The organism is Calothrix sp. PCC 6303 (assembly GCF_000317435.1).
In the GTDB taxonomy this organism is placed as follows: domain Bacteria; phylum Cyanobacteriota; class Cyanobacteriia; order Cyanobacteriales; family Nostocaceae; genus PCC-6303.
Window position 1 is genome coordinate 22,045 of sequence record NC_019751.1, and the last position, 11,618, is coordinate 33,662.

An 11,618-nucleotide genomic window follows, 5' to 3' on the forward strand; every position below is an offset into this window, starting at 1 on the left:
AGCATCGCCAAATAAAATTCCATCAAAATCAACTCGCTTTTTCGACATAAATAAATAATGCGTATAGCTTGGATTGGAAAAAAGTCACCCTTTTGCGGTAACGTTACCTACAGTCGAGAAATCACCAATGCATTGTTAGACCGGGGACACCAAGTTAGTTTTTTACACTTCGCGCAAGAAGACACCGATCCTGAAAATTGGCCAAATTGCCGGGAAGTATCCCTACCTTTTATTTATAAGTCCCAAGTTTATACAATCCCGACTTTCAAAGCGACTAAAGTTTTAACCGATTCGTTACGGCAAATTCAACCTGACGTTGTACATGCTTCCCTAACATTATCTCCACTAGATTTTTTTCTGCCCGAAATTTGTGAAGAATTAAACTTACCATTGATTGCCACTTTTCACACACCTTTCGCGGGTAAAGGTGCGAAACTAGTTTCAGGAACGCAACTGTTAGCTTATCAGCTTTATGCACCGTTTTTGGGGCACTACAACAGCGTGATTGTGTTTTCGCAAATCCAACGGGAACTTTTAGCGCGTTTAGGTGTACCAGAAGCGAATATTGCTGTTATTCCCAATGGGGTTGATGCAGATAAATATTCCCCAGGAAGTTCTCAACTTAAAGCTGAATTTAAAGCTGAACGCTTATTTGTTTATCAAGGTAGAATTGCCGCCGAGAAGAATGTAGAAGCTTTATTGAGGGCTTGGAGGCAAGCACCAATGGATCCGGGTAGTAAACTACTTATAGTTGGTGATGGACCATTGAAGTCTTCCTTAGAGTCATTTTATGGTGAAGAATACAATATTATTTGGTTAGGATTTATTGCTGATGAAGCTCGCCGGATTGAAATATTACGGGGGGCAGATGTGTTTATTTTACCATCACTGGTGGAAGGACTATCACTATCTTTATTAGAAGCAATGTCTAGTGGTTTGGCATGTTTAGCTACAGACGTGGGTGCTGATGGCGAAGTTTTAGAGAAAGGTGCAGGCGTAGTCTTGAGTACAAAGAGTACGCGATCGCAATTACGAACTTTGCTACCATTATTCCAGGATCACCCTGAACTTACAACCGTCTTAGGGCAAAAAGCTAGACAAAGAATCTTAGAAAAATACACACTCAAAGACAACGTATCTCAGTTAGAAGCACTATATCAAACAATTTTACAACAACCGAGAATGCAAGTTAGTCGTAGAGCGTAATATCACAACTTTAACTCTGATTATAAGTTTGATATGAGTCGTACACCATTACACCAATTTTTTAAACAATTTTTTGAAGAATTTTTATCTCCCCCTGGAGAAGTCAATTCCAACTTTGAAGTTTCCGGAGAACTGCATTTTGTAGATATTTGGTTTTCACCATCCCCACAACCACTGTGAACCCGGAAACACTTGGTATACTGGGGAAAATTGCCCAAATCCCTTGTTTAATTGAACCTTTCTGCAATCAACAAACAGCTACTTTTGAACTTTATTTTCCATTCTTTATAATTTCTAATGATGTATTAGAACTATCGGAATAAAATTTGATTATGAAAATTTGCCACCAAACCACTCTTGTATTTGTTGATACTTATTGAGAATCATTTGATAAATTTTCTGTTCAAAATCTGTCTTTTTTAAGAAAAATGTAACTTTTTACTCCTTTTTCATTAATCAATTTACGTAATAACAGATTGTGACAGTTAAGGGTGCGGAATGTGGGTTCTAAGTGTCACACACCCTACGAAAAAAATGTGCCAGTTGCCTAAGTCCTATCATCTTTCAAAGGAGTGGCAGCAAGGGAAATTTAAGGTACAACAAAAGAGTTTGCTACTTTCACTAAATCAACTTGCTGTGCAGCCTTTATACCTACACTATACTGAATACCCTTTTGTCGCCACATAACAATTGCATCGGAACAATTTGCCCCGCATCTAGAAGGGCTAAAATAGCCAGTTACACCTTTCCGTAAAAATATTGCCTTTCCTGTCAATCGAGGAGTTTGATTTCTTACCGCCTCTCCACTAACTTCACCATATCTACAAGCAGTTCCACCATTACAATCGGGAACATAACCTAGTATAACTTGATACTTTTGAGCAGTAGCTCCTTGTACAGTTGCGTACAATTGACTTTCTCCCTCTGAAGTGGGGATTTCTTTGGGAAGTAAAACTGGAATCTTCGTAACTTTTCTAATTTGCGGTACTACAGCTTGAAAAACTGGGTTTGCTTTGATGGGCGGGAGAGGTTTAGGAACTGGTTTTGGTGAATTAGTGGGTTTGGGGACTGGTTTTACGGGGGTACTAGGTTGGGCGACTACATTTACTGGGACAATGTAAACAGAAGTGGCTGCAATCATCAATACGGAAGCAGCAAGGCAGATTTTTTGTAATTTCATGATTATCATTATCAATATATCGAGCGATCAATCATTTATACTCACTAAGTCGTGATATTATGGCTCATAAGTTTCTGATATTTTTAAATTGAGATAAAGTTTAATTTCACTCATGCCTGTTTAAAGATTACTTAATATTTTATATGCGTCTGATTTTCTGCGCCAGCTAATAGCTGTGAAGCAATTATAATATTCATATACCAGGACAACCAATGCGAGTATATTGCACCCGTCCATGTGGTGATGAACCACATATAAATGATATTGACGAAAAATATTTGACGCATGGAAGTACACCTCAGCGATATTGTTCTACATGCGGAATGCCGTTGATTTTAAAAAATCAATATTTACCATTACAGGAATTGGGTAGTGGTGGTTTTGGTAGGACGTTTATCGTTTTAGATTTGAATGCACCAGGTGAAATATTAGGCGAGAAGAAACGACGGATTGTTAAACAGTTATATCCTCGCACTTCATTGTCCCAAGATGAAATCAAGTTAGTAGAAAATCTTTTTAGAAAAGAAGCAGAAGTTCTAGAAGAATTAAAGCATCCTCAGATTCCCCAACTCTATGCTTTTTTTGAGTTATCGATTCCCCAATATATACCAAATTCAAATCAAGTACCTTTAGAAGAACAACAAAAACTATTTTATTTAGTACAGGAATATATCGAAGGTGATGATTTAAGTCAAGAATTACAAAAACGAAAAGACGCAGGAGTCAGTTTTTTTAATGAGGCTGAAGTTGCCCAAGTTTTATTAGAAATTTTAGACATCCTCAAGTTTATTCATAGTCATCACAAAAAAATAATTATCCATCGTGATATCAAGCCGAATAACATTATTAGACACCAACAAACTAAAAAACTCTATTTGATTGACTTTGGTGCTGTTAAACAAGTAATTCAAAAGGTGGAAAATCAGGCAGATAAAACTGAAAATATAATTGTTACTCGTGGTTTTTCACCACCCGAACAGGAAGCTGGAACAAGAGTTTCTTTTTCCTCTGATTTGTATTCTTTGGCTGCAACTTGTGTGAATTTACTAACAGGTGAAAATCCGAAAACTTTAGGCATTCCTTATGATTTGAATTCTTGGCAAAATCGAGTCAAAGTTAAACCAGCGCTAACAAGAATTTTAAACAAGATGTTAGCAGCCAATGCCAAAAATCGTTACCAATCAGCCGATGATGTGATTAAAGCTTTGAAGATGGCAGGTTTAATCCCTTCTAAAACTAGTTATGGTAATTTGCCGATTTGGTTACTGGCTTTAGGAGGTGGGGGGATCATAGGCGCGATCGCACTCTGTCTCTATTGGTTATATAGTACCATTTTCCCACCACCAACCCCAATAATTGAGCCTTTAGCTGTGAATTATTTTAGTCGGGGAGAGGAAAGTATCACAACGCAGGTTTCAACTGTTCCCCAATGTCAACCAGGTTATCAAGCTAAAGCCGCAGGGATGGAAGCCTTTCAACAGAAAAAATACCAAATTGCCGAGAAAAAATTCCAAGAAGCAATCAAACTATTTGCGGACACTCGTAAAAATAATAGTAAATCTGAATGTTCTGGAGATCCCGAAACAATCATTTTCCTTAACAACGCAAAAGCTAACTTAGCTGGAAACCCTTTGACGCTTTTTCTTGCTACTACTAGCGGTAAAGTTGAAAATGACAGCGTAACAATGGAAATGTTAAGGGGAATTGCTCAAGCTCAAGATAAAATTAACAGTAATCAGGGAATTAAGGGACAATTGGTTGAGGTAATTCTGGGTAAAGATGATGAGAATTCAGAGATTACTAAGAGAATGGCTCAACATATCATCGAGAATAATATTCCTGGGGAAGAAGAATCGAGAATTAATATTATTGGTGCTATTGGTCATTATACATCTGATATTACCTTAATTTCTGGTAATGTTTTGGGAAATACCAAATATCAAGATAATCGTGTTCCTCTGATTTCTCCTAGTAGCAGTGCTGTGAGAAAAACCCAAAATATCCAAGTTAAACATGCCATTAATTTGAATGACTATGTTTTTAGAGTAGTTCCCAATGATCGCTTCACAGCAGAAAAATTAGCTGGTTATGTGCGGGATAAATTAAATTTACAAAGGGTTTTAGTTGTGTTTAATTCGAGAGATAAATTTTCCATTTCCTTGAAGGAAGAATTTATCATGCGAATGAAAAACAAAGGTGTGCAAGCAACAGATATCATCGAATGTAACTTAAAAGAGAAACAACCAAGGCAATGTATCGCATTAGCTAAGTCGAATAAATCACAGGTTTTGATGTTAGCCACACCTGCGGAAGGTGAAGTTTGGGCAGTTATAAATGCTAATCGAAATAATCAGCTAAATCTTCAATTAATTGGTGGAGATACCGTTTATAGTCAGGTTGTTTTAAATGAAACAGGAGAAGCATCTGAAGGGATGGTAGTTCCTGTCTACGTGAATTTAAAATCTGCCAAGAATAAATCTAACGAAAACTTTAAACTGTTTGAAAAAAAATCTCAAGAATTTTGGGGAACAACTGATGTGAGTTGGCGGACAATTTCTACCTATGATGCGATGGAAACCCTAGTTACAGCTTTGCAGCAACTTTCCAAGCAAGGAAAACCACTCACCCGCTTGAATGTCTATGAAACCCTAAAAAATCCTAACTTTGTTGCCCAAGGTGCCACAGCAATAGTAAAATTTCAAGAGCGCGATCGCATTCCCGTACCAGGGCTATCTGTGCTGTTCCAAGTTAAGCGCAATACTGAGGGAAATCTGAAATTTGAGCCAATTGAATAACTTGAATCATAAATAGTTCAAAAAGTCAAGCCCCTTCAATATCTGACAGCAATTCTAAATTTAGCTCTCTAAGAGGAATTGGCTGGACAGATGGGGTCAAATTCATCTAGCATAAAAGAAATCAGATGCCGCCACGAGTTAAAAATAAAGTAAGTAGTCAAGGTACGCAAATCATTAAAGAAACGTTTGCGCGTTCCTAACAGGGAGCGAATCTGTTGGTAGAATAGGTCAACTAGATGCAAGACCGTGTGAAACAAAAAAGCCAACAGATTTAAGGTCAGCAAAAAGGAAGCTAAATGTTGTTTACCATGTCCGAAGTTATGTTCAAGGTGGTAGCCTTTAGTTTTGAGTACGTTATGATTCTCGTTCTCCGTTTTCCATCGAGCACGACCAGAATCAGCAAGTTCGATGACATTATCGTTAGTGATGCAGCGATTGCAAACCCAAGCGTTTTGGAATATGTTCTGCTGGTCGCAAGTAATGGTCAGTTCAAACCAATTAGTTAACAAAGCAGGTTGAGCATCCCGTAGAGGAATGTTATTAGCCCATCGGTAATTGTAGAAATGCCATTTACGACCATGACGCTTCCTAATGGTAAGATGGCTGATTTCCCCATTAGCATTCAGATATTCCAACCAATCATATAAGGTAATATGAGATTCAGGTAAACAGGTAAAAATATAGTGAAAGCCTTGATTAATGAGCAATTCACACATTGGTTGCCGACTATAAAGGTCATCACCTAACAGGGTAACTTTAGCATCATCAAAAAAGTCTACGTGTCTATGAATCCAGCGTTTTGCTGCCGCCACCTCGCTGTCTTGTTTTTCATGACCGTCTTGGGGCGTTATAAATTCTGGGTCGAGGCTGATTACATGCTTTTGTCCAGGTGCAACAATTACTGGAAGAATAGCGCTGTGAAAGTAAGTTACTGTTCCGTTTTTATGAGTACGGTGCGAACATTGGTCGCAGTGGATTGATTTGGATGAAAAATACTCGGTTCCATCTAAGCTAACTAATAATTGTCCACCCAGAACTTCAAATGGTTTTAAGTATCCTTTGGTTTTTAATATCCGGTAAATATGCTCGAATACTTCAAATAGTGTCACCACTTTGATTGGGTCAATAATATTACGAATCTGATTATCAGTGGGAATTTTAGATACTTTAAATAGAGTTTGAGTATTATCTCGCCCTTTTCGACTATTTAGTTGTCTTTGATACTCCAAAAATGATTCACACTGCATGAAAAATGCACCAAACGCGCTCAGTACTGCGTCCTTAATACTGTATTGTTTGTTTGGACTATCCTTTCGTGGATCTTCCATTTTGCCTACGGCTGCCTGTAAATATCCAAGAAGATCTGCAAATCCCAATATTTCTATCATTTGCTCATCTATTTGCGACTTTGGGTCAAATTTATTTTCCCCATATTTTGACTCATGCCGTTCAATCCCTTGTCAATTCTTAAATTTAGAATTGCTGAATATCTGATGTATTCAAACTAGTAGTGTTTTCCAATAAATCTTGGGTTGTATTAACAATAATTTGTGCCGCACCCGTGAAAAACTTCCTATCTATAGATGCAGGTTTATCACTTGGTTGATGGTAATGGGGTGTACGGAGATTTGCGGTATCTGTAACTAACACTGCACCGATTCCTTGATACCAGAATGGAGCATGATCACTACGGAGGGTATCGGGTGCCAGTAAGCCTTTCATCGGTATGGGTAAAGGTAATACTGAAGGCAAATAAGTATCAGTATCTACAGGGTGAGAAAAGGCATTGAGTAAAGGTAAATGCTCAGTATCACCTATGACAACCAGAAAATTACCAAGTTTATTGGGGGGAGTTACAGGTAAAGCAGCGGGATACTTTTGGCATCCTTCTGTATAGCAAGCATAACCCACCATATCCATTACAATAGCACCTTCCAAGCCCTGAAGTTTTCCAGATTTGGCTACAAATGCGCGACTTCCCAAAAGTCCAGCTTCTTCCTTGTCAAAAAAAGCTAATTGGAGAGTGCGAGGTGTGGGATGGGAAGCGAAAATTCTGGCTAATTCCAACGCGACAGAAACTCCACTACCATTATCATCAGCACCAGGCGATCGCATAACTGTATCATAGTGGGCGGCTACAAGAATCGCTCCTGCTGCCTTGTTAGTTCCCTGACGTTGGGCAAAAACATTTACACCTTCAGAAAACCTTTGTAGCTGTGGTTTCCAGCCATTTTTTTTCAGTTCATTAGTGATATAGTTTCGAGTACGCGATCGCTCTCCATCACTATAGCGCTCAAAATCAAGCTTTTGAATATGACTAAATAACCTATCAGCCGAAACCCGCAAAGTATCATCAGTTTTGGCAGGATTTGGAACAATGGGTAAAGAATCATCAACTTTAATTGTGTCAATCACCGATGCTGGAGTTTTCACAAAGAAAGTCTTAACACCCACGACTCCCAAAGCTACGAAAATCAATAGTACTAGCCAAAACCACTTTTTCATCATTTTTCCAAGCAAGTTCGACAAGTCGTCATTTGACAGAATCAAAAACTTTGCGTAAAGTTCCCAGAATAATCAGTAAACATTTATCAGGTTTGACATAATTCCTGAGTTACAATTCCATCGTTCTTAAAGAGATTTATTCCTAATATAGTGTAAGAATACAGAAGTGACGAGTTAATTATCAGTAAGTAATTAAGATGAACAATTTTCAGGTAAATAGACCAGACGTAGAGACATTTCGGCTGAACGTCTAGATAATGTTTTGGTATTTATGTGTAGTCACCTAAAGTCTGCTTTCTCGACATTCACTCGATATTCATCTATATTCCCCTTCTGATTCCAGACCTATGTTAGACTTGTGGCTGATTTTTACCTTAGGATTTTTAGGTAGTTTTGGTCACTGCCTGGGGATGTGTAGTCCATTAACCGTTGCTTTTTCCCTATCGAATCAACAAAAATCTCCAACTTTTTGGCATCAGGTAAAATTCCATACATTACTTAATCTAGGGCGAATATTTAGCTACACAGCAGTTGGTGCAGCTATCGGTGGTGTAGGTTCAATCTTGTTTCAAAGTGGGCAAATTGCCGGAATAGGTAGTGAATTACGCCAAACAATATCAGTGATTACAGGCTTAATGTTAATTTGGTTTGGCATTGGACATATCAAACCCGATTTACTACCTCAAATTCCCCTACTGCAACCTCTCCTACAGAGTAAACTCCACAATCACCTCAGTGGGAGAATGACAAAATTAGCGATGCAGAAACAGCAGTGGACACCCATCTTATTGGGAATGACTTGGGGATTCATGCCATGTGGCTTTTTATACGTAGCCCAAATTAAAGCAGTGGAAACCGGTAACTTTCAGATGGGTGCAGTCACAATGTTAGCATTTGGGATGGGAACATTACCAATGATGGCAGGTGTAGGAATTTCCATCTCCATGGTGAGTCAAGATCAGCGTAGTCAATTATTCCGTCTTAGTGGTTGGGTGACGTTACTCATCGGTATAATTACTTTGCTGCGAACTGGCGACACCATGACAGATTATACAGGACATGCAGCTTTACTTTGTTTAATATTGGCATTAATTGCCCGTCCTATTAGCCCTTGGTGGGATTTTCCCCTATCTTGCCGTCGTGCTTTGGGAGTTGGGGCTTATTTATTAGCAGTTACCCACACTTCTCACATGATAGAACATTCCCTACAGTGGAATTTCTCAGCTTTGGCATTTTTGCCTCCGAATTTCCAACAGGGAATGATTGCGGGAGTCATTGCCTTGCTATTGATAACTCCCGCAGCTTTTACAAGTTTTGATAGATTCCAAAAAGTGCTGGGTGAAAATTGGCGAAAAATTCACCTTTTGAGTGTTCCTGCTTTGATTTTCGCAGTTATCCACACCATCTTAATTGGTTCCCATTACCTGGGTTCATCCCGTTTCAACTGGGCAAACCAATCTGCCATAGTTTTACTGGTGGTAGTCAGTTTTGGGGTTCTGATTTTGCGTTGTAAGAAAACTAAAAGCCGGAATTAAAAACAGTTATACCTTTTGCTGTAACTCCTGTAACCGGGCAAAGACTTCTTGACTGTGAATATTGGGATTAACTTTGACAAAAGTCTCCCGCAGAATGCCTTCAGGATCAATAATAAAACTATGGCGGCTAGAAATAAAGCTCATCCATGAACCGTAAGCTTTGCTAACTTCACCTTGAGTATCAGCTAAAAGGGGAAATTTTAATCCTTCAGAATCACAAAACTCAGCATGTGAGTCCACATCGTCAGCGCTAATTCCGATGATTTGGGCATTTTTTTCCAAATATTTAGGTAAGTCCTGCTGAAAACGCCTTGCTTCTATGGTGCAGCCGGAGGTAAAATCTTTGGGATAAAAGTAAACAACTACCCATTTTCCTCGCAAATCAGAGAGGGATATTTTTCCATCTCCAGTGTTGGTAGGCAATGAAAAATCTGGTGCTGGTTGGTTAATTTCAGGTAATTTACCACCCAAAGCTTGTGCTGTGGGAGTAGAGTTGAAGTATCCTAGGCAAGTTAAAACAAGCACGAGGAAAATATGAATAAAATTGCGACGAGAAATCATTGATACAGACCGAAATAACATCTGTTTATCAGTGTACAGATGAAATTGCGATCGCTAACCAGGATAAACCATGATAACTGTGTGCTGTTAACTGTTCGCAGATTCAGCCGACTCAATATATTGACTTTCCATCAAAAATACACCACGACTAAATTTTACACTCCAGTAACCACCTGGACGACGGTCGAGTACCACACCAATTTCCCCAACTTGCACAACGTCGGGAGGACGTAACATGGGTACAGAATCGGCTGTTTTCACATATTGGGGCAAAGTAACAATCCGAACTTTACTTCCGACCTTGAATTCTGGAGACATAGTGACTAGTAAATATGATCATCAATTCTAGATTTTAGATTACATATCGAATCTAAAATCTAAAATTGCCAAGATACCACTATCAAACACGAAAAATAACTACAAGTCCAGCTAGATATTCTTCTAATGGTACTTTGATCATTTCTGATACAGGTAAACCCTATTTATAGATTTTCTTACCTTCTGCCGACCTGTACTAGTTTGTTCTATTATTTAGGTTGTTGACTCCGACGATACTCTTGTAATTGTTTCTTCTGTTCAGCAGTCAGAACACCTTCCATCTCCTTTTGGGAGGAAATCATAATTTGACGAAGGCTTTGTTGCTGTTGTTGAGTGAACTTGACATTAGCAAAAGCGTCTCTAGGATTCTGCCCTGCTTTCATTGCAGCTTCAATTTGCTGAATCTGCTGCTTCGTCATCACGTTTTTGACTTGGGTACGTACTTTTGTGCGGATTTTTTCAATATCCTGTTGTTGTTTAGCTGATAGCTTGATACTTGGTGGTTGTGCTTGCGCTAGTTGTTGTGTAGATGTGGAGGGAGTTTTAGCGTTAGCATTGTGGGGTAAAGCGATTAAAGTCAATGCAATAGCACTAGCAAGCAAGGGAAGTTTTTTGTAGTTCATTGTAAATTTTCTGGTTAGTTCTCACTATTATAGAAACTCTGAAGACAAACCTATGTCAGAGAAATTATGGATTTTGTCTAAGTTCATATAATCTAATGATTTTAAGGGCAAATATAGCGAAATCCAATCAAATATCAGGAAAAAATCTATTTATAGCAAGATATATTCTCTGTTTTTATGGTACAGATGAAGATTTATCTCAACAATTTAATTGTTAAAGTTGATGTGATCGTAGCCTAATATTGTAGAAAAAAGGTGAACAATTTTTGTTCACCTGGGTGTTAAAGGAGCTATTGAGACATGAAAAAGCGGTTTAAAATTAGGAATTAGATGTCTGATTTGCAGATGGACGACGATTACTACGTCTATTTTGTTTCATCTCTTCTAATTTTTGTCTTTGTTCGGGTGTCAAAATACCATTTATCTGCTGTTTCTTGGACTCCATAATTTGCTTGATTTGGTTCTTTTGGGCATCAGTTAAATTCAGTTGTTTGAACCCTCTACCTTTTTTATCAGATGGATTTAAACTTTCTAATTGAGCGCGTTGTTCGGAAGTAAGAACATTATTAATAATTTCCGAACGACCCTGTTTATTAATTTCAGATATTTGATTGCGCTGTGCTTCTGTCAATCCGAGTTTTTCAAATTTAGCACCTTTTTTCCACTCTTTACTCTGCATTTGCCCTTGAAGATGCGGTGCATTCACATCATTTTGAGCATTTGCTGTAAAGGAAGTACTAGTTAAAGTTAGGGCAACAAGACCAGCGGCAAGTGATAAAGCTTTGAGATTCATAATCGTTTTTTAGAGTTGTTCAAGTTTTCGCTTCGATAACACCATCATATAAACCACTAAGCTGAACGTATATAGAGAAAAAGTCATTATTACGAATATGAC

General features: G+C 38.3%; 11 protein-coding genes. 4 read left to right on the top strand and 7 right to left on the bottom strand.

The window, feature by feature from the left end:
- The first annotated feature begins 57 nt into the window (after positions 1-57).
- Together CAL6303_RS00105 and CAL6303_RS30125 are read left to right on the top strand one after the other, a co-directional pair.
- Positions 58-1,206, top strand: a complete 1,149-nt coding sequence (locus CAL6303_RS00105; protein WP_015195791.1) for a glycosyltransferase family 4 protein — start codon at positions 58-60, stop codon at positions 1,204-1,206.
- Between the two features lie 33 nt (positions 1,207-1,239).
- A complete protein-coding gene (locus CAL6303_RS30125; RefSeq protein WP_015195792.1) occupies positions 1,240-1,386 on the top strand; it encodes a hypothetical protein in 147 nt (48 codons plus the stop codon).
- A gap of 409 nt (positions 1,387-1,795) precedes the next feature.
- Here CAL6303_RS30125 and CAL6303_RS00110 read toward each other — a convergent pair whose 3' ends face one another.
- Positions 1,796-2,386, bottom strand: coding sequence for a hypothetical protein (locus CAL6303_RS00110; protein ID WP_015195793.1), 591 nt, complete (start codon positions 2,384-2,386; stop codon positions 1,796-1,798).
- 212 nt (positions 2,387-2,598) lie between these two features.
- Between CAL6303_RS00110 and CAL6303_RS28270 the strand changes: the two genes are divergently transcribed.
- Positions 2,599-5,181, top strand: a complete 2,583-nt coding sequence (locus CAL6303_RS28270; protein ID WP_015195794.1) for a bifunctional serine/threonine-protein kinase/ABC transporter substrate-binding protein — start codon at positions 2,599-2,601, stop codon at positions 5,179-5,181.
- Positions 5,182-5,249: 68 nt separating this feature from the next.
- On the opposite strand, the gene CAL6303_RS00120 is transcribed toward CAL6303_RS28270, so the two are convergent.
- Together CAL6303_RS00120 and CAL6303_RS00125 are read right to left on the bottom strand one after the other, a co-directional pair.
- Positions 5,250-6,569 carry an ISNCY family transposase gene (locus CAL6303_RS00120; protein WP_015195795.1) on the bottom strand — a complete coding sequence of 440 codons (1,320 nt, stop codon included), beginning with the start codon at positions 6,567-6,569 and terminating at the stop codon, positions 5,250-5,252.
- A gap of 85 nt (positions 6,570-6,654) precedes the next feature.
- Positions 6,655-7,686 carry a M20/M25/M40 family metallo-hydrolase gene (locus tag CAL6303_RS00125; RefSeq protein WP_015195796.1) on the bottom strand — a complete coding sequence of 344 codons (1,032 nt, stop codon included), beginning with the start codon at positions 7,684-7,686 and terminating at the stop codon, positions 6,655-6,657.
- Between the two features lie 347 nt (positions 7,687-8,033).
- Between CAL6303_RS00125 and CAL6303_RS00130 the strand changes: the two genes are divergently transcribed.
- Positions 8,034-9,221: a sulfite exporter TauE/SafE family protein gene (locus CAL6303_RS00130; protein WP_015195797.1), complete on the top strand. Its 1,188-nt coding sequence runs from the start codon at positions 8,034-8,036 to the stop codon at positions 9,219-9,221.
- A 6-nt stretch (positions 9,222-9,227) separates the two neighbouring features.
- Here CAL6303_RS00130 and CAL6303_RS00135 read toward each other — a convergent pair whose 3' ends face one another.
- The 4 genes from CAL6303_RS00135 to CAL6303_RS00150 all read right to left on the bottom strand — a co-directional run bounded on the left by CAL6303_RS00135 (position 9,228) and on the right by CAL6303_RS00150 (position 11,516).
- On the bottom strand, positions 9,228-9,782 hold the full coding sequence (locus CAL6303_RS00135) for a peroxiredoxin (RefSeq protein WP_015195798.1): 555 nt from the start codon (positions 9,780-9,782) through the stop codon (positions 9,228-9,230).
- Between the two features lie 87 nt (positions 9,783-9,869).
- Complete coding sequence (gene sipA / locus CAL6303_RS00140; protein ID WP_015195799.1) at positions 9,870-10,100, bottom strand: regulatory protein SipA; 231 nt, start codon at positions 10,098-10,100, stop codon at positions 9,870-9,872.
- 209 nt (positions 10,101-10,309) lie between these two features.
- Positions 10,310-10,723 carry a Spy/CpxP family protein refolding chaperone gene (locus CAL6303_RS00145; RefSeq protein WP_015195800.1) on the bottom strand — a complete coding sequence of 138 codons (414 nt, stop codon included), beginning with the start codon at positions 10,721-10,723 and terminating at the stop codon, positions 10,310-10,312.
- Between the two features lie 319 nt (positions 10,724-11,042).
- Positions 11,043-11,516 carry a Spy/CpxP family protein refolding chaperone gene (locus CAL6303_RS00150; RefSeq protein ID WP_015195801.1) on the bottom strand — a complete coding sequence of 158 codons (474 nt, stop codon included), beginning with the start codon at positions 11,514-11,516 and terminating at the stop codon, positions 11,043-11,045.
- Positions 11,517-11,618: the final 102 nt, after the last annotated feature.